Here is a 22128-nt window from a genome sequence, read left to right as displayed (position 1 = left end):
TGCACTTAGCGTTCTCGCTATGGTTACTGCCCAATAGCGCTGCGGGCCAGATCTACACCCGGGGCAAGCCCCAGGTACCCGGTCCCGCAAGAATTAACGCTGAGCAGGTACATCGCGCTGGGTTGGGCCCACATACAACTGACGTGGACGGCCGATCTTGTAATCAGGATCGGACAGCATTTCGTTCCACTGCGCAATCCAGCCTACGGTACGAGCCAGGGCGAAGATAGCGGTAAACAGGGAGGTTGGAATGCCAATAGCACGCTGAACGATACCCGAGTAGAAGTCCACGTTGGGGTACAGTTTGCGCTCGACAAAGTAAGGATCTTCCAGAGCGATGCGCTCCAGTTCCATGGCCAGTTTGAACAGAGGATCGTTCTCCAGGCCCAGGGCTTCCAGAACTTCCTTGCAGGTTTCCTGCATCAGCTTGGCGCGTGGATCGTAGTTCTTGTAGACACGGTGACCAAAACCCATCAGGCGCACGCCCGAGTTCTTGTCCTTGACCTTCTCCATGAACTCGCCAACCTTGTCGATGCCGCCGTTGGCTTGCAACTCTTCCAGCATATTCAGGCACGCTTCGTTTGCACCACCGTGAGCAGGACCCCACAAGCAGGCAACGCCCGCAGCGATCGCAGCGAAAGGATTGGTACCCGACGAGCCGCACAGACGAACGGTGGAAGTCGAGGCGTTCTGCTCGTGATCTGCATGCAGGATGAAGATACGATCCAAAGCGCGCTCAACCACTTCGTTGACCTTGTAGTCTTCGCAAGGGGTGGCGAACATCATGCGCAAGAAGTTGCCGGTGTAGGACAAATCATTCTTGGGATAGATGAATGGCTGTCCCAAAGAATACTTGTACGCCATCGCAACCAGCGTTGGCAGCTTGGCGATCAAGCGAATAGCCGACACATGGCGGTGATGAGGATTCGTGATGTCCGTGGAATCATGGTAGAACGCCGACAAGGCACCGACCAGGCCAGTCAGTATTGCCATGGGGTGAGCGTCCGGACGGAAGCCGCGCAGGAAGTGCTGCATCTGTTCCTGAACCATGGTGTGGTTCGTCACCAGGGAGTCGAACTCCTGTTTCTGCTCGGCGTTAGGCAGCTCGCCGTTCAGGATCAGGTAGCACACATCCATGAAATCGCACTTTTGTGCCAACTGGTCGATAGGGTAACCACGGTACATCAACTGGCCCTTGTCGCCGTCGATGTAGGTGATGCCCGATTCGCACGCCGCCGTCGCCATAAAGCCGGGGTCATAGGTAAACATACCTGTCTGACCGTAGAGCTTACGGATATCGATCACGTCCGGACCTACGGTGCCCTTGTGTACAGGGAACTCAACCGAAGGGCTACCGTCGGAGAAGGATAGCGTGGCTTTTTTTTCTGACAATTCCATCACTTTTTTCCTCAATGGTTATAGCTTTCGCATAATGTCTACTAGTCGCTGGATGTCCGGGGTGGCGTATTGCCCTTCCGGCTCGGAGCGAGCCAGAAGGACATCCAGCAAAACTGTATCGTCCATTTCGAACAAACGGGTCAGGGCCGAGACGTCCTGATCAGTCAGCTCGTTTTCGTATTGATCCAGAAAACGGGTGATCATCAAGTCGTTTTCAAGCAAGCCCCGGCGCGCACGCCAACGCAGACGCGCACGCTCCAATTCCGTCAATGTTCTCATCGGTACATACCCACCTTTTTAGATACTGCGACGCACCAGCATTTCTTTGATCTTGCCGATGGCATGCGAGGGATTCAGCCCTTTTGGACAGACATCCGTACAGTTCATGATCGTGTGGCAACGGAACAAGCGGTAAGGATCTTCCAGATTATCCAGACGCTCGCCAGTAGCCTCGTCACGCGAGTCGGCAATGAAACGATAGGCTTGCAACAAACCGGCAGGACCGACGAACTTGTCAGGGTTCCACCAGAACGAGGGGCAAGAGGTCGAGCAGCAGGCACACAGAATGCACTCGTACAGACCATCGAGTTCCTCACGAGCTTCAGGCGTTTGCAGACGCTCTTTCTCGGGAGGAGGCGCATCGTTGATCAGGAAGGGCTTGACCGAATGGTACTGATCGAAGAAGTGGGTCATGTCCACGATCAGGTCACGGATAACCGGCAGACCTGGCAATGGGCGCAGGACCACAGGTTCTTTCAGGTCGCGCATATTGGTCGTGCAGGCCAGACCGTTCTTGCCATTGATGTTCATGGCATCGGAACCGCACACACCTTCGCGGCAGGAACGACGCAACGCCAGGCTGTCGTCCATGTCGTTCTTAATGCGCAAGATCGCATCGAGCAGCATCTTGTCGGTAGGTTCCAACTCGACTTCGATCTTTTGCATGTAGGGACGCTCGTCCTTATCAGGATCGTAGCGGTAGATTTCAAATTTGACCTTACGTTTTTGGCTCATGTCAGTATCCTGCTTAGAAAGTCCGGGCCTTGGGCGGAATCGTTTCGGCTGTCAGCGGTTTCATCTGGACAGGCTTGTACTCCAGACGGCTGCCTTCCGAGAACCACAAGGTGTGACGCAGCCAGTTCTCGTCGTCACGCTCCGGGTGGTCGTTCAGGGCATGAGCGCCGCGACTTTCCGTACGATTGGCGGCCGACTTGGTCGTGGCACGAGCCACTTCGATCATGTTGGCCACTTCCAGCGCCTCAATACGGGCGGTATTGAAGACTTTGGACTTGTCTTTGAAGTAAATATCCTTGACTTCGGGAACCAGGGATTCGATCTGGTCGACGCCCTTGTGCAGCAGATCCAGGGTACGGAACACGCCACAGTGAGCCTGCATGGCCACGCGAATCTTGTTGCCCACATCCTGAGCCTTTTCGCCCGAGGTACGGGACTCCAGACGATTGACGCGGTCCAGCGAGAACTCGATGGAGGACTCGTTGATTTCCTGGTGAGCGTGATCTTTCTCGGGGTGCGAGTCCACAATGTGGTTGCCGGCAGCGCGACCGAACACGATCAGGTCCAGCAGCGAGTTTGTACCCAGACGGTTGGCACCGTGTACGGACGTGGCCGCACACTCACCGATCGCGTACAGACCGTTGACGATCTTGCTCTCGCCGGTCGGGGTTTGCGTCACCACCTGACCGTAGTAGTTCGTGGGGATACCGCCCATCTGGTAGTGGATGGTGGGAACCACGGGGATCGGGTCCTTGATCGGGTCGACGTTACCGAACTTGATGGCGATCTCGCGAATCGAGGGCAGACGTTTCTTGATGACGTCGGCACCCAGGTGATCCAACTTCAGCACCACGTAGCTGCCGTCGCCACAACCGCGACCTTCCTTGATTTCCTGGTCCATGGAACGGGACACGAAGTCACGAGGGGCCAGATCTTTCAGGGTAGGAGCGTAACGCTCCATGAAGCGCTCGCCGTCCTTGTTCAACAGGATTCCGCCTTCACCGCGCACGCCCTCGGTAATCAGCACGCCGGCACCGGCCACGCCGGTGGGGTGGAATTGCCAGAACTCCATGTCCTGCAAAGGCAGACCTGCACGAGCGGCCATACCCAGACCGTCACCCGTGTTGATGAAGGCGTTGGTGGACGCAGCCCAGATACGGCCTGCACCACCGGTAGCCAGCACCACGCGCTTGCCTTCCAAAACGTAGATTTCGCCGGTTTCCATTTCCAGGGCAGTCACGCCCAGGACGTCGCCAGCTTCGTTACGCAGCAGATCCAGTGCCATCCACTCCACGAAGAACTGGGTGCGGGCAGCAACGTTACGCTGGTACAGCGTGTGCAACATGGCGTGACCGGTACGGTCAGCTGCCGCACAGGCGCGCTGGACAGGTTTTTCACCAAAGTTGGCGGTGTGACCACCAAATGGACGCTGGTAAATCGTACCGTCCTGGTTGCGGTCAAAAGGCATGCCAAAGTGCTCGAGCTCGTACACTGCGTGCGGCGCTTCACGGCACATGAATTCGATGGCGTCCTGGTCACCCAGCCAGTCCGAACCCTTGACGGTGTCGTACATGTGCCAGTACCAATGGTCCTCGCTCATGTTACCCAGGGAGGCACTGACGCCACCTTGGGCGGCCACCGTGTGGGAGCGGGTTGGGAACACCTTGCTGAGCACAGCCACGGACAAGCCGGCCTGAGCCAATTGCAGGGAACAACGCATACCGGCGCCACCGGCACCGACCACCACTACGTCAAACTGACGGCGGGGCAAAGATTTTGTGATGGAAGCCACGGTTTAGAGACTCCAGATAATTTTTGCAAAAAAGACGACACTGGCCACCAGCCACAGCAAGGTCAACACTTGCAGGAACAAGCGCAGGCCAGCGGGCTTGACGTAGTCCATCCAGATGTCACGCACACCGATCCAGGCGTGCCAGGACAACGACAGGAAAAACAGGGTTGCCAGCAACTGACCCAGAGGCAGGGAGCCGACCGTGAACGAGAACAGGCCGCGCCAGGTCTCGAAATTCAGTTCACTGCTAAACAGGATGCCGCCAATGATGACCAAGGTGTAGATGGCCATGATGACTGCAGTCACCCGCTGTGCCAGAAAGTCCAAGGTACCGTAGTGGGCACCCACTACCAGGCGGTTTGCGCCAATGCGCTCACGATTAGCCATTACCACACCCCAAACAGTTTCAAACCAAACACAACAGTCAGCGCCAGGCTGACCCCAAACACCATGCCGGCCGATTTCTTGGCGGACTCTTTGTCATTACCCAGGTGCAGGTCCAGTGCCAGATAGCGGATGCCGGCACAGAAGTGGTGCAGATAGCCCCAGATCAGCACCAGAAGAATCAGCTTACAGACAGGGTTGTCGACATAGCTGCGCATGGTCTCGAAGGACTCTGGAGAGCTCACGCTCAAAGAGAACAGTGGCAATAGAACGAGCGGCAGGCAAAGAAACAGCAATGCGCCGCTGACACGATGCAAAATCGACGATTTTGCGGCCAGGGGCAAGCGGTAGCTCAATATCTGCGGCACGCTGATATTGCGATACTGCGGACGCTGCTTGGGTGCGGTATCAGACATGATGGCCTCGAAGTAGATAAAAAAAAGTCATAAAATTTTTAACCTTGGTATTTTCACCTATTTGACACGACGATGCAGTATCAAATACCGTATGCCGCCGTACTAGCTGAGTGTGTTTCGGTAATGGAAGCGCTCAGTCAGGTATAAACCCCGGCGCAACTCCATCGGTCGGTCACCATAGGTGTAGGACACACGCTCTACATACAAAAGCGGGGAGCCGGCGGCCACCTGCAGAACCGAGGCAGCCTCTTCGGTGGCGCTGACCGCGCCAATCTTTTCATCGGCACGCACCATGCTCACGCCAAACTTGCTCTCGAACCAGGCATACATCGGGCCCTTGTTCTGCTCAACGGCGTCCAGGGTCAGGCCCTTGAATACCGAGCCGGGCAACCAGATATCGTCATAAATGGTGGGAACCTGATCAAAGGAGAGGACCCGGCGCAAGTTCACCACCATGTCGGACGTGCGCAAATCGAGCAGCACCGCGACATCCGTGGGAGCCTTCATGCGACGAACATCGATGATTCGACTTTGTGAGGCGACCGGCTTGCCGTCATCGGGGGCCAGACGCAAAAACCGAAAACGCACCCGCGCCTCGTGGTGGGTGGCTACAAACGTGCCTTTTCCTTGACGGCGGATCAGAAGATTGTCGGCGGCCAGCTCATCGATAGCCTTGCGCACCGTCCCCTGGCTGACCTGAAAACGTGCGGCCAGTTCCAGCTCACTGGGAATGGCCTCGCCAGGCTTCCACTCGCCACGATCCAGCCCCTGCAGCAGCAAAGCCTTGATCTGTTGATACAGAGGGCTATAGGCCGCGCTAGGAGCGGATTTTTCGATTTCCTGGGTGCGTAGCGGCGGCACGTTCTCAGACATGGGGCTCATAAAAAATGCGCGATAAATACAGCGGGGAACACGCATTTGTTCATAAAATAGACAGTGCGCTAATTTTCGCATGACCGGCCTCGAATGTCTAACGCTCTTATGTCTTATATAAGATATAAGACGTTTGACGTCCTTATCGTTTTGGTCTAGTCTGCGCAGTGAAAAAAGAGACTATTCCTCTTGCGAAAAACCGTTTCCCAAGCCGGCCGCCGGCTCGCAAAAGATTTAAACTGTGTTTTTCGTCACCGTCTTCAAACCCAAAAACGGAGTCATACTCTCATGTCCAAACCCGCAATGCGCGTCGCCGTTACCGGCGCTGCTGGCCAGATTGGCTACGCCCTGCTGTTTCGCATCGCTTCTGGCGAAATGCTGGGCAAAGACCAGCCTGTGATCCTGCAGTTGCTGGAGCTACCCGACGAGAAAGCCCAAAAGGCCCTGAAGGGCGTCATGATGGAACTGGACGACTGCGCGTTCCCCCTGCTGCAAGGCATGTCCGCCCACAGCGACCCTGAAAGCGCATTCAAAGATGTTGATATCGCCCTGCTGGTCGGCGCCCGTCCACGTGGCCCCGGCATGGAGCGTAAAGACCTGCTGGCCTTCAATGCCCAGATCTTCACCGCACAAGGTCGCGCCCTGAACAAAGTTGCCAGCCGCGACGTCAAGGTTCTGGTGGTGGGCAACCCTGCCAACACCAACGCCTACATCGCCATGAAATCGGCTCCTGATCTGCCAGCCAAGAACTTCACCGCCATGCTGCGCCTGGACCACAACCGCGCCCTGTCGCAACTGGCCGCCAAGTCCGGCAAGCCCGTTGCTGACATCGAGAACCTGATCGTCTGGGGCAACCACTCGCCCACGATGTACCCTGACACCCGTTTCGCGACGGTGAACGGTGAGAAGATCGACGCCATCATCAACGATCAGGCCTGGAACCGCGACACCTTCATCCCCACCGTGGGCAAACGTGGCGCCGCCATCATCGAAGCCCGTGGTCTGTCCTCGGCGGCTTCGGCTGCCAATGCCGCCATCGACCACGTGCGTGACTGGGTATTGGGCTCGAACGGCAAATGGGTCACCATGGGCGTTCCTTCGGACGGCTCCTACGGCATTCCTGAAGGCATCGTTTACGGCGTGCCCGTCACCACCGAAAACGGCGAGTACAAACGTGTGGAAGGCCTGGAAATTGACGCCTTCTCGCGTGAGCGCATGGACCACACCTTGAACGAACTGCTGGAAGAACGTGACGGTGTGAAAGACCTGCTGGGTTAATTAAACCGCCAGTGTCTGCAATCCCCGCCCGTATCGGCGGGGATTTTTTTTGCCTGTCGCCTTATCACTGATGCCTGCTGCTCGATACTTCGCGCCTGGAACCAGTGCGCTGGAACACGGCACAAGCCTATCCAACCCTAGGCTGGCCGCTCCCGTCGTCTGAATCTTCCTGCACAGACGGCACATACACCACCATACGCAAATGACGACTCTCATCAATGATGAGCGAGGTCTGCTCAAACTCGCGCAACTCCCCATCTACAAGCACGGTGCGTAACGCGCCGCAAGGTGAATGCACATCATGTTGCTCCCACCACTGCTTGAACTCCGGTGATACGCGTTTGAGCTCATTGGCCAGTTCATGAATATCCGTTCCGTCTGTGGCCCGAGCAAAGTCGCGACGAAAACTGGTCAACATCTCCAGCGCCTGCGATTCCCAAGGGACAAAGCGGGTGTACAAAGCGGGATTCGTAAACATCTGCCACAGAAGATTGCGCTGCCCATCTGGATACGCCCCCAAGCCCAGCAGATCATCCGCCAAGGCATTAAAGCCCAGAACATCCCAGCGTAAATTCAAGACAAAAGCCGGATGCGGCAAGTCGTGCATCAAGCGTCGCACCAAGGGCGGCAAGACACACCAGGTAATTCCTGGCTCGGCAGGCAGGCGCTCATGCGCCAGCAAGAACAAGTGTCTGCGTTCGGCCGCATCCAGTTTCAGAACACGGGCCAAATTGTCCAGAAAGCTGGCCGATACGCCAATATCACGCCCTTGCTCCAACCAGGTGTACCAGGTCAGCCCCACTCCCGCCAAAGCCGCCACCTCCTCGCGCCGCAAGCCCGGAGTGCGGCGCCGTCCGCCACTGGGCAAGCCCACCTCCTCCGGCAAAAGACGTTCACGGCATGCGCGCAAAAAGGCAGACAGCTCCGGGCGTGTTCGCTCCAGCGTCCTCATCAATCAGCACCCCATTGCTTTAAGTAATAGCATAAACAGTTAAATTGTAATTGTTTAAAAAGAGTTCAAGAATACACGGGTTTTCCATTCAGACAAGCATCATGAACTCGAACTCTTATTGCCAAACCCCACCCCCGCCGACGCCCGACACACCGCCCTGGCTAGGCTTGTCCGTTTTACTTCTAGCTGGTTTTGTGACCATTTTTGATCTGTTCGTGGTCAATGTGGCTATCCCGGACATGCAAAGCAGGCTGGGAGCAAGCTTTAGTCAGATCGGTTTTATTGTGGCGGGCTATGAACTGGCCTTTGGGGTGCTGCTGATCACTGGCGGGCGGCTGGGCGATTTATGGGGTCGGCGCAGGCTCTTTCAGATTGGCATGGCCGGTTTCACATTAGCCTCGGCACTATGCGGGCTGGCACCCAGCGCTTTCTTGCTGATCCTGGCCAGGGTGCTGCAGGGTCTGGCCGCTGCTCTACTTTTTCCCCAGGTCTACGCGTCCATCCGGGTCAACTTTGACGGTGATAACAGCCGTCGCGCCTTTGGTCTGTTGGGAATGACATTGGGTCTGGCCGCGATTGCGGGACAGGTGCTGGGAGGATGGCTGGTTCATTTCAACCTGTTTGGTCTGGGCTGGCGCAGCATCTTTCTGATCAACCTGCCTGTGGGTCTGCTGGCGATTGGGGCGGCTCGCTACATTCCCGAAACCCGTGCGCCCCAGGGCCAGGGGCTGGACAGCACGGGCGTGGTTCTCATCAGTCTTGCCCTGAGCCTGCTGCTGATCCCCCTTATCCAAAGCTCAGAGCACGGCTGGCCCCCATCCAGCCTGGCCGCCCTGGCGGCCTCCGGACTTTTGCTTCTGGCTTTCTACAAACAGCAGGAAAAACGCCGACAGGCGGGGCAGTCGCCCCTGGTGGATATGCAACTGCTGGCCCAGCCACGCTTTGCCTTAGGCGCTTTACTGGTCCTGCTGGTGTATTCCACGGCCAGCTCGTTCTTTCTCTGCTTTGCCCTTTTGTTGCAAAGCGGCCTGGGTCTGAGTCCGTTTCAGGCGGGCAGTATTTTCGCGCCCGCCAGCGCAGGCTTTGTGGCTGCGTCTCTGGGTGCACCACGCCTGGTCGCCCGTTATGGCACCCGTGCGATTACAGCCGGCGCCCTTGGCTATACGCTGTCCTTTGCCTGGCTGATCGCTCAGGTCGCCTGGACAGGAGCCCGGATGGAACCCGCTCACCTGATTCCCGTCCTGATTTTTCTGGGCGCCAGCCAAGGCCTGATCATGACTCCTTTGCTGAATCTGGTTCTGGGTTTTGTCAAAGCGGCTCAGGCAGGCATGGCATCCGGGGTGATTTCCAGCATCCAGCAAGTTGGGGCAGCGCTAGGGGTGGCCGTGGTTGGCCTGCTCTTTACTGCGGGCCGAAACGCAGGTGGTCTTGCCTCCTCCCAGACCGAACAATATGTGGCGGCCTTTGTAGCAGGCATGAGCTATAACCTGCTGGCCTGCATCCTGGTCTGCCTATTACTGATGGCGTTGAGCAAACTCGCTCAATATCAGGAGCAGCCCTGACCACCAACAGCCCCTTCCCCCACGGGCTGGCTTGAGCAGGCGGGCAGCCACTGCCTCACTTCTTGCGCAATTTACGCCACAAGGTGCTGCGACTGATCCCCAGTTGCTGGGCAGCCAGAGCACGATTACCGCCGCATGCTTGCAGCACCTGGGCCACATGCTCCTGTTCATTGCGCTCTTGCCGCTCACGCAGCGCGGGCACCGCCTTCTCTGTGGCGGTCGCCTGCAATTCCGGAGCGATTTCCTCCAGCTGTACCGCCTGCTCCCCCTGGACAGAGCCAAGCACCATCAGCCGCTCAATCAAGTTTTCCAGCTCACGGATATTACCGGGCCAGGCGTAATCAGGGCCCCGCTTCAACAATTGCGTCAGCCACGTTGGCTGCAACGTAAGCGCGCCGCCTAAACGCTGGGCTACTTTCCCCAAAAGATGCTCCACCAGCTCCGGCAGATCGTCGGTGCGCAGCCGCAAAGGCGGCAAGCGCAGCACCAGAATATTCAGGCGATAAAACAAATCCTGGCGGAACACTCCTTCTTTCACCTGTGCCGCCAAATCGCGATGCGTCGCGGCAATCACACGCACATCGACCGGCGTGGGCTCAATCGCCCCGATACGCAAGACTTCCTTCTCCTGCAACACACGCAACAAGCGAGTTTGCAAAGGCAAAGGCATTTCCCCGATCTCATCCAGAAACAAGGTACCGGTATGAGCCGCTTCCACCAGGCCCACTTTGCCGCCCCGGCTCGAGCCCGTAAATGCCCCTTCCACATAACCGAACAGCTCGCTCTCCAGCAGGCTGTCGGGAAAAGCGGCACAGTTGACTGCCACAAACGGTTGACCACGCCGGGCGCTGGCGCTGTGTATGCCCTGAGCCAGCAGCTCCTTGCCCGTCCCGCTTTCGCCAATGATCAAGGTCGTGGCCGTGCTTTGTGCACAAGCCTGGGCCTGAGCACGTAATGTGCGCATGGCCGAACTCTGCCCTATCAAGTCGGCCAGTTGATAACGGGCATGCCGCGACGCGGTCTGCTGGCTACGTGAGCGCAAACTGCGATCCAGCCGCTGAATGGCTGCCGGGTCCTGACAAATCAACACAGCCCCACTCAGGCGCCCCTGCTCGAGAATCGGCATACGGGTCACAATCGCCGTGCGCCCTCCCACCTGCTGCACCGTATCAAGCTCTACTTCCACACTGCGCAGTGTGCCGGCCAGATCCAGCTCGGGATACAAGGCCCCCAGGCGGCGCCCGATCATGGCCTGAGCAGGCTGACCCAACCAGGCTTCCATGGCCGGGTTCACGGTTTCAATACGCTCATCCCTATCGACTGACACCACACCGTCACGCAACTGCGCCAAAATCGTATTCAAGCGATCCCGACGAGCCGCTTCAGCGCGAGCAACACGGGCTAGTTCGATAGCGGACTCCAAAGCCTGTCGCACTGCTCCTTGTGAATACAGGAGCACGCCTTCCATCTGGTTCTCACGCGCCAGATCCACGACCAGCCCGGGTGCCAGCACCCACTCCACACCCAGCTCTTTCAAATCCTGAACACAGCTACGTGCATCGGCCTCGCTGCGATAGCTGCGTAGCTCCACGGGCAGATCAAAACGCTGCACAAACTCCATCAACTCAAGCGGTATTTCGCCATAGGTCACCACGGCTTTGCGCTCGGCCTGTGCCGAGGCCAGACTGCCCATAATGTCGAAACCACCGGGATGTACCAGCACCACGGGCAGGTCCAGATGCTCACGCAAATAACTGCCGTTGGAACCGGCGGACACCAGAACGTCGATTTCACCTGTTTGTCGCAAAACCTGCACGGTTTCCACGGCCTCGCCATAAGCCTTGTCCACGATCAGAATTTCAGCCTGGGCGCGGAACTGCGGCACCAGCTCCTCCAAGAGAGACCGCAGTCCGTGCAAACCGAACGCCACCAGACGCAGACGAGCAGGAAGGGAAGACGGATAAGGCATGTGGTTTCATCCAAGCATCAACAATGCGACATTGTTTCAAATTACGTTTCAACATTGAAACACAAAACAGTGAAAGGCAGTATTCACGAAAAGAACTGACGCGTGCAAACCATGGCAGAAATCCCCGCCTAGTCTGGCTTCAGGCGTTTCCTCGCCCCCATACCTGAACTTGGCACAGCATTTGCTTTATTGAAATCAACCCATCGCAGCATCACGCTGACGACATTTTTTTATCTTGTGATCTGGAGCCCCAAATGAGCCAAAACCCACTGACATCGGCAGGCGCCCGTTTCCGCCAGGCCCTGCGCGACGAGCAGCCTTTGCAAATCATTGGCGCCATCAACGCCAATCACGCCTTGTTGGCACAACGAGCCAATTACCGTGCCATTTATCTGTCGGGCGGCGGTGTGGCTGCCGGGTCCCTGGGTCTGCCTGACCTGGGTATCAATACCCTGGACGATGTCCTGACCGACATTCGTCGTATTACCGATGTGTGCGATCTGCCCCTGATGGTGGACATTGACACCGGCTTTGGCGCCTCGGCCTTCAACATCGCTCGCACCATCAAAAGCCTGATCAAGTTTGGCGCGGCTGCCTGCCACATTGAGGATCAGGTAGGTGCCAAGCGTTGCGGTCACCGCCCCGGCAAGGAAATTGTCAGCACGGAGGAAATGGCTGACCGCGTGAAAGCCGCTGTGGATGCTCGCACCGACCCGGATTTTTTCATCATGGCCCGCACGGACGCGATTGCGGTGGAGGGCGTGGATGCCGCCCTGGAGCGCGCCCAGGCCTGCGTGGAGGCTGGTGCTGACGGCATTTTTGCCGAGGCCTGCTACGATCTGGACACCTATCGGCGTTTTACCGACACCCTGAATGTGCCCGTGTTGGCCAATATCACAGAATTTGGACAAACCCCACTGTTTACCGTGCAGGAACTGGCCTCGGTCAATGTCGCCATGGTTCTCTATCCACTGTCCGCATTCCGCGCCATGAACAAAGCAGCCGAAACCGTCTATCAGGCGATCCGCCGTGACGGGCATCAAAAAAATGTCATCGATTTGATGCAGACTCGCGAGGAACTGTACGATCGTATCGGCTACCATGCTTACGAGCAAAGCCTCGACAAGCTGTTCCAGAAAAACAAGAAGTCCTGAGCCATCACAGGCTCCCGCCAGCCCCGCCAAACCGGGCCTCGCGCGGGTCAAAACCCCATTTGGCAGCCAGCCTCGCGCGGGCTGCCCAGCAACCAGGAGACCTTTATGAGCAGTACCGAGAACACCCCTAGCACTGGCTTCAAGCCCAAGAAATCTGTTGCCTTGTCTGGCGTTGTCGCAGGTAATACCGCCTTGTGCACGGTCGGTCGCAGCGGCAATGACCTGCACTACCGCGGCTACGACATCCTGGACCTGGCCCAGGCTTGCGAATTTGAGGAAGTGGCTTACTTGCTGATTCACGGCAAGCTGCCTAACCGCAATGAATTGCGCGCCTACAAGCAAAAACTCAAGCGTCTGCGCGGCCTGCCCCTGGCCCTGCAAAGCGCACTGGAAACCCTGCCCGCCCACAGCCACCCCATGGACGTGATGCGCACGGCCGTATCGGTGCTGGGTTGTGTGCTGCCTGAAAAGGACGACCACAACCTGCCCGACGCCCGCGACATTGCGGACCGCCTGCTGGCCTGCCTGGGCTCTGCCCTGCTGTACTGGTATCACTACAGCCACAATGGCGAGATGATCGACGTGCAGACCGACGATGACAGCATCGGCGCGCACTTCCTGCACCTGCTGCATGGCGAAAAGCCTTCGGCCGAGTGGGAAAAAGCCATGCACGTGTCGCTGAACCTGTACGCCGAACACGAATTCAACGCCTCCACCTTCACCAGCCGCGTCATTGCCGGTACAGGCTCGGACTTTTATTCCGCGATCTCCGGCGCCATTGGCGCCCTGCGCGGCCCCAAGCACGGCGGTGCCAACGAAGTGGCTTTTGAAATCCAGAAGCGCTACGAGACGGCCGACCAGGCCGAAGAAGACATCCGCAAGCGCGTGGAGAACAAGGAAGTCATTATTGGCTTTGGCCACCCCGTCTACACCATTTCTGACCCCCGCAATGAAGTTATCAAATCGGTGGCCAAGGAGCTGGCCCAGGCCGATGGCAACACTCGCATGTATGAAATTGCCGAGCGTCTGGAAAGCGTGATGTGGGAAGTGAAAAAAATGTTCCCCAACCTGGACTGGTTCTCGGCCGTGTCTTACCACACCATGGGCGTGCCCACCGCCATGTTCACGCCCTTGTTTGTGATTGCGCGTACCGCAGGCTGGGCCGCTCACATCATCGAGCAGCGCGTGGACAACAAAATCATCCGTCCTACCGCCAACTACATTGGCCCTGAGAATCAGCGCTTCGTACCCCTGGATGAGCGCCCATAAGTCATAGATCCTGGGCTATTATTCGCCTGTGATCTTGACCACAAGCCAACGCGCAAGCCTCACCGTTTCCGGTGAGCCCGAGCGAGGCAAGGTGGAAATGGCGCCAGGGGCGCCTCCATATAGTGACGGAGATGCTCCGGTCCTCTGGCCGGGGTTCTTCACTCTCGGCCCCGCTGCATCACGCAGGCGGGGCCGTCTTGCTGGTAACTTCAATGCTCTCTGATTTTGTACGCTATGCCTTGCCACTGGCCGGCACCCTGATGATTGCCTGTGCCCTGACCAGCCTGGTTTCCGGCGCTTATTTGCTTCTTTTCAATCTGCGTCGCAGCCATCAGGTGTTGCGTCACCCTTATCTGGATCAGTACCCCTGGGAAAAGCTGACGCTGTCCCTCAAAGCCGGTGTGCTGCTGGATTATTTTTTGCGCCTGAATTTCCCCAAACGCCAGGGCTCGCTGTTTGGCAATGCCAATCGCCTGCTCCAGCACGTACAACCCGACGATGTTCCCATGGGCATCAAATGGCCCCTGATGGGACTGTGGGGCGGCTGCTTTCTGGGCATGATCTGCATGCTGGCCGTTTGGGTTCTGATCGCCCTGCACTCCAACCCTACCTGAGGGAGCCTGCCATGACGGCCACCATCCATCACGACCCACAAGCACGTCTGTTTTACTGCGACATTGAAAACCGCCGCAGCGTCATCGAATACGAACTGGCCGATGCAGTCATGAGCATCACCCACACGCGTGTGCCACCCGAGCTGGAAGGCCGTGGCATTGCCGGGCAACTGACTCGCTTTGCACTGGAAACGGCAAAAAACCAACAGTGGAAAGTGCGGCCCGTATGCAGTTACGCGGTAGTCTATATGCGCCGTCACCCCGAATACGCCGATCTGCTGGCCTGAACCCCAGAACGTTCAGCTTTCAGTAAGTCTTATATAAGATATAAGACCATTGCTTCACTGCGCGCTTCAAATTACAATTGAGGCGAGACGCGATTTATTGCATTTTCATATCAACCATTTACCGATAGGCACCCGCACTATGCTGGACTCTTACCGCGAACATGTTGCCGAGCGCGCTGCTCTGGGCATTCCCCCGCTGCCTTTGTCGGCTCAGCAGACCGCCGAGCTGATCGAGCTCATCAAGAACCCACCTGCCGGTGAGGAAGCATTTCTGGTCGACCTGCTGACGCACCGCGTCCCCGCCGGTGTGGACGATGCGGCCAAAGTGAAGGCCTCCTACCTGGCCGCCATCGCGCTGGGCACAGAAACCTGTGCTTTGATCAGCCGCGAGCGCGCTACAGAGCTGCTGGGAACCATGCTGGGTGGCTACAACATCAGCCCGCTGATCGAATTGCTGGACAGCCCCGAGCTGGGCCAGATTGCCGCCAACGGCCTGAAAAACACCCTGTTGATGTTCGACTCGTTCCATGACGTCCAGGAAAAAGCCGAGAAAGGCAATGTATTTGCCAAGGAAGTCCTGCAAAGCTGGGCTGACGGCGAATGGTTCACCAGCCGCCCTGAAGTTCCCGAAAGCCTGACCGTTACCGTTTTCAAGGTCACTGGCGAGACCAACACGGACGATCTGTCGCCCGCCCCCGACGCCTGGAGCCGCCCGGACATTCCGCTGCACGCGCTGGCCATGCTGAAAAATCCGCGCCCCGGTATCGAACCCGAAGAGCCCGGCAAGAAAGGTCCTGTCAGCTTCATCGAATCCCTGAAAGAAAAAGGCCATCTGGTTGCCTACGTGGGTGACGTGGTGGGTACCGGTTCTTCGCGCAAGTCGGCCACCAACTCCGTGCTGTGGTTCACCGGCCAAGACATCCCCTTCGTTCCCAACAAGCGTTTCGGTGGCGTGTGCCTGGGCAGCAAAATTGCCCCCATCTTCTACAACACCATGGAAGATGCCGGCGCGTTGCCAATCGAACTGGACGTGTCCAAAATGGAAATGGGCGACGTTATCGAACTGCGCCCCTACGAAGGCAAGGCCTTCAAGAACGGCGAGCTGATCGCTGAGTTCCAGGTCAAGTCCGACGTGCTGTTTGACGAAGTGCGCGCCGGCGGCCGTATACCACTGATTATCGGCCGTGGCCTGACCACCCGTGCTCGCGAAGCACTGGGCCTGCCTCCGACCACCCTGTTCCGCCTGCCACAAAGCCCTGCCGATTCCGGCAAAGGCTTCTCCCTGGCCCAGAAGATGGTTGGCCGTGCTTGCGGTCTGCCCGAAGGCCAAGGCGTGCGTCCCGGTACGTACTGCGAACCACGCATGACCACCGTTGGTAGCCAGGACACCACTGGCCCAATGACGCGCGACGAACTCAAAGACCTGGCTTGCCTGGGCTTCTCGTCCGATCTGGTGATGCAGTCCTTCTGCCACACCGCCGCTTACCCCAAACCTGTTGACGTCAAGACTCACCACGAGCTGCCTGCTTTCATCAGCACACGCGGCGGTGTTTCCCTGCGCCCAGGCGACGGTATCATCCACTCCTGGCTGAACCGCATGTTGTTGCCCGATACCGTCGGTACCGGTGGCGACTCGCACACCCGTTTCCCGATTGGCATCAGCTTCCCGGCCGGTTCCGGTTTGGTGGCCTTTGCTGCTGCTACCGGTGTGATGCCTCTGGACATGCCAGAATCCGTTCTGGTGCGCTTCAAGGGCGAAATGCAGCCCGGCGTCACGCTGCGTGACCTGGTTAACGCCATTCCTCTGTACGCCATCAAGCAAGGTTTGCTGACCGTGGAAAAAGCCGGCAAGAAGAACATCTTCTCCGGCCGCATCCTGGAAATCGAAGGCCTGCCCAACCTGAAGATCGAACAGGCTTTCGAGCTGTCCGACGCTTCGGCTGAGCGTTCTGCCGCCGCATGTACCGTGCGTCTGAACAAGGAACCCATCATCGAATACCTGAACAGCAACATCACGCTGCTCAAGTGGATGATTGCCAATGGCTACGAAGACGAGCGCACCATCTCGCGTCGCATCAAGGCCATGGAAGCCTGGTTGGCCAATCCAGAACTGCTCGAACCCGATGCAGACGCAGAATACGCCGCCGTCATCGATATCGACCTGGCTGAAATCCACGAGCCTATCGTGGCCTGCCCGAACGACCCTGACGATGTAAAAACCCTGTCCGACGTGTCCGGCACCGTGATCGACGAAGTGTTTATCGGTAGCTGCATGACCAACATCGGCCACTTCCGTGCCGCCTCCAAGCTGCTGGAAGGCAAGCGCGACATTCCAACCCGTCTGTGGGTCGCTCCTCCGACCAAGATGGACCAGCAACAGCTGACCGAAGAAGGCCACTACGGCGTTCTGGGTGTAGCCGGTGCGCGTATGGAAATGCCAGGCTGCTCGCTGTGCATGGGTAACCAGGCTCAGGTTCGTGAGGGCGCCACCGTCATGTCCACCAGCACCCGTAACTTCCCCAACCGTCTGGGCAAGAACACCAACGTGTTCCTGGGTTCGGCTGAGTTGGCGGCGATCTGCTCGCGTCTGGGTCGCATCCCCACCCGCGAAGAGTATCTGGCCGATATGGGTGTGCTGCAAGCCAATAGCAAGGACATCTATCGCTACATGAACTTCGACCAGATCGAAGAGTTCAAGGAAATTGCCGACTCCGTAGGTCTGTAAGTCCTAGCTTTTGCCTGAAAACGCCCTCGCCGCCCATGCGGTGAGGGCGTTTTTGTTTGTCCTTTTGATCCGGCCCCCTAGGGGCTTCCCTCATTCGCACACCCCAGTCGTGGCAAAGGGTAAACTAGCCTGTCCCTCTATCGGCTTTGTATGTCCATGTCGCAACTCAACTCCAAACTGCTCGCCCAACAACCCAAAGAAATCCAGCGTCTGCTCACTTACACGGACGCGCTGGTCCGTTCCGGCTCGCAGATCGAAGACCGCTACTGGCAAGGGCTGACCGCTCAATTGCTGGACAAGCTCTATAGCGGACGACGCAATACGGCCGTGGAACAAACGCTGGAACTGCTGGGCAGCCAGCAGCAACACCAGCATTACGAAATTCTGATGGAACTGGCCGAATCCCACGCGGAATGCCAGCAAATCGAACATGAGGGCGTGCGCTACGATGCGCTGCTGTTCTCGGCCCCCCTCACTGCCTGGACGCGTTATCAGTTGCCCCAGGGCGTGCTCAAGCCCCAGCAGCACAAGGAGCTGGAAGATGCCCTGCGCGCAACCGTTCTGGCTGAAGGCACGCTGTGTGCACTGCTGCCCAATCTGGTCAACTACGACGAGATGCCCCAGACGTACCAGCAGGCTTACACCTGGACTCGCAGCCTGACCGCGCAAGCCTTGGGTCGCAGTCAGGAACTGCCGCCGCTGAACAAGCCCGAAGAAGCCAGCAGCCTGCTCGCAGATGCCCGCTTTCTGATTGGCGTTGTCATGGCCCCGGTCGGCCAGCCCCTGTTTCGTTGGCAACAAGCCAGCGACAATCTGCACGCGGACCATCTGCGTTATGTCGAGCAATGGGTGGAGCGTTACTCGGCTATCGTCACTCCTTTGTTTACAGGCTGCCAGCTGCAGTTTCTGGCCCCTAATGCCTACTACGTCAATAATCGCGAATCCGATCGGGAAATTCGCCCCTTGGCGCTCAAAGCGGGGGTGACCTGGCTGCAAACCGCAGTCAAGCTCTCGCCCGATCATTTACGCGCGGTGATCGTGGCCTGCGGGGATGAACAGGTCGAAGAATACCGGGTAGGCTTTAGCACCCTTTCCTCGCCCACCGTCATTTATGGCTGTATCTGGCCTGTTCTAAGCCAGGAAGAGGCGGATTCCTCGTTCCACAACGAGGACCACATCGATATTCCGGATGTGATTGCAGCGCTGCTGAGCACCTTGGGCCTGGTCCAGATCCAGCGTTTGCCCGGCCTGCACTCCACCGAGACCTGCGACGATTGCAACGCCCCCTTCTTCCCGGATATCAATGGCGAGATGCAACACCCGGAACTGCCGGACGAAATCGACCTGGACCCCGTACAGCTGCACTAAATTGAACACTGCTCCTGTTTCTCAGCCTGTATCCATAGACCTGTTTTGCCGTGTTATCGACAATCTGGGGGATATAGGCGTGTGCTGGCGGCTGGCCCGTCAGCTGGCTGCCAGCCCCGATGTCGCTCAGCTGCGCCTGTGGGTGGATGATCTGCACAGCTTCAGCCGCATTCAGTCCGAAATCCAAAGCGGTCTGCAAAGCCAGCAGCTGCAAGGTGTAGATATAGAACACTGGCACGATGCGCGCCAGGACTACCCTGCGCCACATCCCTTTGTGATCGAAGCCTTTGCCTGCGAGCCGCCCGACGCCATGACAAGGCAACTGACGGCAGACAGCCATCTATGGATCAATCTGGATTACCTGAGCGCAGAACCCTGGGTGCAAGGCTGTCACGGTCTGCCCTCCCCGCAAGCAAACGGGGCCAACAAGTATTTCTTTTTCCCCGGATTTGTCCCGCAAACAGGGGGCCTGCTGCGTGAAAGCGATCTTCTGGCCCGCCGCGATGCCTTTCAACAAGACGATGCCGCCTACCAGGCCATGCTGAACCGTCTGGGCGTGGCGCAGGAACACATTCAAGCCTTGCTCCAGGGCGAGATGCAGCAAATGTTCCTGTTCTGCTATCCCGATGCACCCGTGCTGGCCCTGCCCGAGGTGCTATCCACGCGACAGCAGAAAACCTTGCTGCTGGTGCCCGAGTCGGTTGCCCAACGCATCCCGGATCTGGAGCAAGGCCACTTGCTGGTACAGCGTATCCCTGCTGTGAACCAGGCCGACTTTGATGCCTTGCTCTGGCGCAGCGCACTGAATATCGTACGCGGCGAGGACTCGCTGGTGCGCGCCATCTGGGCCGGTCAGCCCATGCTGTGGCAGCCCTACGTGCAGGAAGAACAGGCCCATCTGGACAAGCTTCAAGCCTGGCTGGATACCGGCACTCTACCCGAACCGGTTCAAGCCCTGCATCTGGCCTGGAGCAGCGCAGATCAGTCCGGTGCTGCCGCTGCCTTGAGCCGCTGTCTGGAACCTGAGGTGTTGCGTCTATGGCACCAAGAAGCCCGCGCATATAGTGCAAAACTGGCTGAACAAGCCGATTTGGCCAGCAGTTTGCTGAGTTTTTACACCCAAGTCGCCCGAAAACGCTAAAATAACCGATTACCTCTTAAAAGCTCCCTGACACTGCGTTTGGCGGAGCCTGTCCCATTCGGAGTTTTTTTAATGAAAACCGCACAAGAACTGCGCGTTGGTAACGTCGCTATGGTCAATGGCGACCCTCTGGTCGTTCAGAAAACGGAATACAACAAATCCGGTCGCAACTCCGCCGTTGTCAAACTGAAGTTCAAGAACTTGCTGACCGGCTCGAACAGCGAAGCCGTGCACAAAGCCGACGAAAAATTTGAAGTTGTTCAGCTGGAAAAGCGCGAATGCACGTACTCCTACTTCGCTGACCCCATGTACGTCTTCATGGACGAAGAGTACAACCAGTACGAAATCGAAGCCGAAAGCATGGGCGACGCCCTGGACTACCTGGAAGAAAACATGTCCGTTGAGGCCGTTTTCTACGAAGGCCGTGCCATCTCGGTTGAGCTGCCCACCATCATCGTGCGCGAAATCACCTACACCGAACCTGCCGTGAAAGGCGATACCTCCGGTAAAGTGCTGAAACCCGCCAAGATCAACACAGGCACCGAAATCAGCGTGCCTTTGTTCTGCAACATCGGTGACAAGATCGAAATCGACACCCGCACTGGCGAGTACCGCAGCCGCGTGATGTAAGAAAGACGTCGTGCCGCCCAGTGCGGTACGCGCAAAAAAAGGGGCTGTTTTTACAGCCCCTTTTTCCTGTCTGTCACCATGGGTGCTCGAGACGATTTGGCGTCCGATCCATAGCAGAAGCAGCGCTCTGGCCACCCCTGCACGACCCGCTCTTATCGCTTCCCAAACGCCTCCTCAAAAATTCCCATAATGGTCTTCTTGTCCGTCTGAATCGGGTTAGTCGCACCACACACATCCTTGAGCGCGTTATCTGCCAGAACCGGGAAATCTTCCCGCTTCACACCCAGCTCTTCCAACGACTTCGGAATCCCCACCATATCCGCCAGCTTTTTAATCGCGGCGATGACATCCAGCCCTTTCAGATCTGCATTGTTATCCGACAGCAGCTTGCCGATTTCATTGAGGCGCTCTCCGGCCACCTGCATATTGAAAGCCTGCACATGCGGCAACAACAGGGCATTACAGACACCATGCGGCAGGTCGTAGAAACCGCCTAGCTGGTGCGCCATGGCATGCACATAGCCCAGTGAGGCGTTATTGAATGCCATCCCTGCCAGGAACTGCGCGTACGCCATTTGTTCGCGGGCTTTCTTGTTATGGGGTTCACGCACGGCAACAGGTAGATACTTGGCAACCAGCTCGACCACCTTCACCGCGCAGGCGTCCGTAATCGGGGTGGCGATGGTGGAGACATAGGCTTCGACGGCGTGGGTCAAGGCATCCATGCCGGTGGCAGCGGTCAGCGATGCCGGCATGCCCTCCATCAGGTCTGAGTCGTTCACTGACAGGAAGGGAGTGATGTGGCGGTCGATGATCGCCATTTTTACGTGACGGGTTTCGTCGGTGATGATGGTAAAGCGTGTCATTTCCGACGCCGTGCCGGCGGTCGTATTGATAGCCAGCAGTGGTAGTTGCGGCTTGGCAGATTTATCGACGCCTTCGTAGTCGGCAATCTTGCCGCCATTGCTGGCGACCAGCGCCACACCTTTAGCACAGTCGTGCGAAGAACCGCCCCCCAGGGAGACGATCAGGTCAGCGCCCTGCACCTTCAAGGCCTCCAGGCCCGCATTGACATTAGCGACCGTAGGATTGGGCTGTACCTGATCAAAGATCGCAGTATGGATACCTTGTGCAATCAGCTTGTCCGCCACCATCTTGGCCATGCCTAGCTTGGCCAGATCGGCGTCAGTGATAATCAGCGCCTTTTTAAAGCCCATCTTCCCGACAATCGGCATGGCTTGATCCAGGGCACCAGGACCCAGAATATTGTGCGAGGGGATAAAGAATTCCGAAACGGTCATT

Annotated in this window: 20 protein-coding genes; 10 read left to right on the top strand and 10 right to left on the bottom strand. The window is 57.7% G+C overall.

The genetic code is table 11. The features are described from left to right. Nucleotides 1–93: 93 nt before the first annotated feature. From gltA to VF694_RS07250, 7 genes are all read right to left on the bottom strand, one after another. Nucleotides 94–1398 carry a citrate synthase gene (gene gltA, locus VF694_RS07280; protein WP_039943520.1) on the bottom strand — a complete coding sequence of 435 codons (1305 nt, stop codon included), beginning with the start codon at nucleotides 1396–1398 and terminating at the stop codon, nucleotides 94–96. A gap of 18 nt (nucleotides 1399–1416) precedes the next feature. Continuing rightward, a complete protein-coding gene (locus VF694_RS07275) occupies nucleotides 1417–1677 on the bottom strand; it encodes an FAD assembly factor SdhE (protein ID WP_003802528.1) in 261 nt (86 codons plus the stop codon). 18 nt (nucleotides 1678–1695) lie between these two features. Next, nucleotides 1696–2412 (bottom strand): succinate dehydrogenase iron-sulfur subunit, encoded by a 717-nt coding sequence (locus VF694_RS07270; protein WP_003802530.1) that lies wholly within the window; start codon nucleotides 2410–2412, stop codon nucleotides 1696–1698. Nucleotides 2413–2425: 13 nt separating this feature from the next. After that, nucleotides 2426–4204 carry a succinate dehydrogenase flavoprotein subunit gene (gene sdhA / locus VF694_RS07265; RefSeq protein ID WP_003802531.1) on the bottom strand — a complete coding sequence of 593 codons (1779 nt, stop codon included), beginning with the start codon at nucleotides 4202–4204 and terminating at the stop codon, nucleotides 2426–2428. Between the two features lie 3 nt (nucleotides 4205–4207). Further along, nucleotides 4208–4591 (bottom strand): succinate dehydrogenase, hydrophobic membrane anchor protein, encoded by a 384-nt coding sequence (gene sdhD, locus VF694_RS07260; RefSeq protein ID WP_003802535.1) that lies wholly within the window; start codon nucleotides 4589–4591, stop codon nucleotides 4208–4210. Continuing rightward, nucleotides 4591–5004: a succinate dehydrogenase, cytochrome b556 subunit gene (sdhC, locus tag VF694_RS07255; protein WP_003802537.1), complete on the bottom strand. Its 414-nt coding sequence runs from the start codon at nucleotides 5002–5004 to the stop codon at nucleotides 4591–4593. The genes sdhD and sdhC overlap by 1 nt, the downstream gene beginning before the upstream one ends. 102 nt (nucleotides 5005–5106) lie before the next feature. Then, nucleotides 5107–5886: a GntR family transcriptional regulator gene (locus VF694_RS07250; RefSeq protein WP_003802538.1), complete on the bottom strand. Its 780-nt coding sequence runs from the start codon at nucleotides 5884–5886 to the stop codon at nucleotides 5107–5109. Between the two features lie 279 nt (nucleotides 5887–6165). Between VF694_RS07250 and VF694_RS07245 the strand changes: the two genes are divergently transcribed. Further along, the gene (locus VF694_RS07245) at nucleotides 6166–7155 is read left to right on the top strand and encodes a malate dehydrogenase (RefSeq protein WP_003802540.1); all 990 of its coding nucleotides are present in this window, start codon (nucleotides 6166–6168) and stop codon (nucleotides 7153–7155) included. A gap of 127 nt (nucleotides 7156–7282) precedes the next feature. Here the strand turns inward: VF694_RS07245 and VF694_RS07240 are convergent, their stop codons facing one another. Then, entirely contained in the window at nucleotides 7283–8107 is an 825-nt protein-coding gene (locus tag VF694_RS07240) for a helix-turn-helix transcriptional regulator (protein WP_440164040.1), read from the bottom strand. A 101-nt stretch (nucleotides 8108–8208) separates the two neighbouring features. Between VF694_RS07240 and VF694_RS07235 the strand changes: the two genes are divergently transcribed. Beyond that, the gene (locus VF694_RS07235) at nucleotides 8209–9669 is read left to right on the top strand and encodes an MFS transporter (RefSeq protein ID WP_440164004.1); all 1461 of its coding nucleotides are present in this window, start codon (nucleotides 8209–8211) and stop codon (nucleotides 9667–9669) included. Between the two features lie 55 nt (nucleotides 9670–9724). On the opposite strand, the gene prpR is transcribed toward VF694_RS07235, so the two are convergent. Next, nucleotides 9725–11638 carry a propionate catabolism operon regulatory protein PrpR gene (gene prpR / locus VF694_RS07230; protein WP_003802545.1) on the bottom strand — a complete coding sequence of 638 codons (1914 nt, stop codon included), beginning with the start codon at nucleotides 11636–11638 and terminating at the stop codon, nucleotides 9725–9727. A gap of 254 nt (nucleotides 11639–11892) precedes the next feature. On the opposite strand from prpR, the gene prpB reads away from it, so the two are divergent. The 8 genes from prpB to efp all read left to right on the top strand — a co-directional run bounded on the left by prpB (nucleotide 11893) and on the right by efp (nucleotide 20826). Further along, entirely contained in the window at nucleotides 11893–12792 is a 900-nt protein-coding gene (gene prpB / locus VF694_RS07225; RefSeq protein WP_003802547.1) for a methylisocitrate lyase, read from the top strand. Nucleotides 12793–12897: 105 nt separating this feature from the next. Beyond that, entirely contained in the window at nucleotides 12898–14061 is a 1164-nt protein-coding gene (gene prpC, locus VF694_RS07220) for a bifunctional 2-methylcitrate synthase/citrate synthase (RefSeq protein ID WP_003802550.1), read from the top strand. Between the two features lie 212 nt (nucleotides 14062–14273). Further along, nucleotides 14274–14675 carry a hypothetical protein gene (locus VF694_RS07215; RefSeq protein ID WP_003802551.1) on the top strand — a complete coding sequence of 134 codons (402 nt, stop codon included), beginning with the start codon at nucleotides 14274–14276 and terminating at the stop codon, nucleotides 14673–14675. An 11-nt stretch (nucleotides 14676–14686) separates the two neighbouring features. Then, on the top strand, nucleotides 14687–14962 hold the full coding sequence (locus VF694_RS07210; protein ID WP_059318773.1) for a GNAT family N-acetyltransferase: 276 nt from the start codon (nucleotides 14687–14689) through the stop codon (nucleotides 14960–14962). Between the two features lie 139 nt (nucleotides 14963–15101). Continuing rightward, nucleotides 15102–17687, top strand: coding sequence for a bifunctional aconitate hydratase 2/2-methylisocitrate dehydratase (gene acnB / locus VF694_RS07205; RefSeq protein WP_003802555.1), 2586 nt, complete (start codon nucleotides 15102–15104; stop codon nucleotides 17685–17687). A 156-nt stretch (nucleotides 17688–17843) separates the two neighbouring features. Next, nucleotides 17844–19055 (top strand): DUF2863 family protein, encoded by a 1212-nt coding sequence (locus VF694_RS07200; protein WP_230406266.1) that lies wholly within the window; start codon nucleotides 17844–17846, stop codon nucleotides 19053–19055. Between the two features lies 1 nt (nucleotide 19056). Continuing rightward, a complete protein-coding gene (earP, locus tag VF694_RS07195) occupies nucleotides 19057–20196 on the top strand; it encodes an elongation factor P maturation arginine rhamnosyltransferase EarP (protein WP_440164003.1) in 1140 nt (379 codons plus the stop codon). A gap of 72 nt (nucleotides 20197–20268) precedes the next feature. Continuing rightward, nucleotides 20269–20826: an elongation factor P gene (efp, locus tag VF694_RS07190; RefSeq protein ID WP_003802564.1), complete on the top strand. Its 558-nt coding sequence runs from the start codon at nucleotides 20269–20271 to the stop codon at nucleotides 20824–20826. Between the two features lie 152 nt (nucleotides 20827–20978). Here efp and VF694_RS07185 read toward each other — a convergent pair whose 3' ends face one another. After that, nucleotides 20979–22127: an iron-containing alcohol dehydrogenase gene (locus VF694_RS07185; RefSeq protein WP_003802565.1), complete on the bottom strand. Its 1149-nt coding sequence runs from the start codon at nucleotides 22125–22127 to the stop codon at nucleotides 20979–20981. Between the last annotated feature and the right edge of the window lies 1 nt (nucleotide 22128).

The organism is Alcaligenes sp. Lyrl_28 (assembly GCF_051948705.1).
Taxonomy (GTDB): domain Bacteria; phylum Pseudomonadota; class Gammaproteobacteria; order Burkholderiales; family Burkholderiaceae_B; genus Alcaligenes; species Alcaligenes ammonioxydans.
The sequence above is the reverse complement of the archived record's forward strand: the minus strand, read 5'-3'. Positions and strand labels throughout refer to the sequence as shown.

Coding starts and splice junctions, on each gene's coding strand:
- sdhC (WP_003802537.1), bottom strand. CDS start 5,004: ATGTCTGATACCGCACCCAAGCAGCGTCCGCAGTATCGCAATATCAGC.
- VF694_RS07215 (WP_003802551.1), top strand. CDS start 14,274: ATGCTCTCTGATTTTGTACGCTATGCCTTGCCACTGGCCGGCACCCTG.
- VF694_RS07240 (WP_440164040.1), bottom strand. CDS start 8,107: ATGAGGACGCTGGAGCGAACACGCCCGGAGCTGTCTGCCTTTTTGCGC.
- VF694_RS07270 (WP_003802530.1), bottom strand. CDS start 2,412: ATGAGCCAAAAACGTAAGGTCAAATTTGAAATCTACCGCTACGATCCT.
- acnB (WP_003802555.1), top strand. CDS start 15,102: ATGCTGGACTCTTACCGCGAACATGTTGCCGAGCGCGCTGCTCTGGGC.
- prpB (WP_003802547.1), top strand. CDS start 11,893: ATGAGCCAAAACCCACTGACATCGGCAGGCGCCCGTTTCCGCCAGGCC.
- prpR (WP_003802545.1), bottom strand. CDS start 11,638: ATGCCTTATCCGTCTTCCCTTCCTGCTCGTCTGCGTCTGGTGGCGTTC.
- efp (WP_003802564.1), top strand. CDS start 20,269: ATGAAAACCGCACAAGAACTGCGCGTTGGTAACGTCGCTATGGTCAAT.
- VF694_RS07275 (WP_003802528.1), bottom strand. CDS start 1,677: ATGAGAACATTGACGGAATTGGAGCGTGCGCGTCTGCGTTGGCGTGCG.
- VF694_RS07245 (WP_003802540.1), top strand. CDS start 6,166: ATGTCCAAACCCGCAATGCGCGTCGCCGTTACCGGCGCTGCTGGCCAG.
- gltA (WP_039943520.1), bottom strand. CDS start 1,398: ATGGAATTGTCAGAAAAAAAAGCCACGCTATCCTTCTCCGACGGTAGC.
- sdhD (WP_003802535.1), bottom strand. CDS start 4,591: ATGGCTAATCGTGAGCGCATTGGCGCAAACCGCCTGGTAGTGGGTGCC.
- prpC (WP_003802550.1), top strand. CDS start 12,898: ATGAGCAGTACCGAGAACACCCCTAGCACTGGCTTCAAGCCCAAGAAA.
- VF694_RS07210 (WP_059318773.1), top strand. CDS start 14,687: ATGACGGCCACCATCCATCACGACCCACAAGCACGTCTGTTTTACTGC.
- VF694_RS07200 (WP_230406266.1), top strand. CDS start 17,844: ATGTCGCAACTCAACTCCAAACTGCTCGCCCAACAACCCAAAGAAATC.
- VF694_RS07235 (WP_440164004.1), top strand. CDS start 8,209: ATGAACTCGAACTCTTATTGCCAAACCCCACCCCCGCCGACGCCCGAC.
- VF694_RS07185 (WP_003802565.1), bottom strand. CDS start 22,127: ATGACCGTTTCGGAATTCTTTATCCCCTCGCACAATATTCTGGGTCCT.
- VF694_RS07250 (WP_003802538.1), bottom strand. CDS start 5,886: ATGAGCCCCATGTCTGAGAACGTGCCGCCGCTACGCACCCAGGAAATC.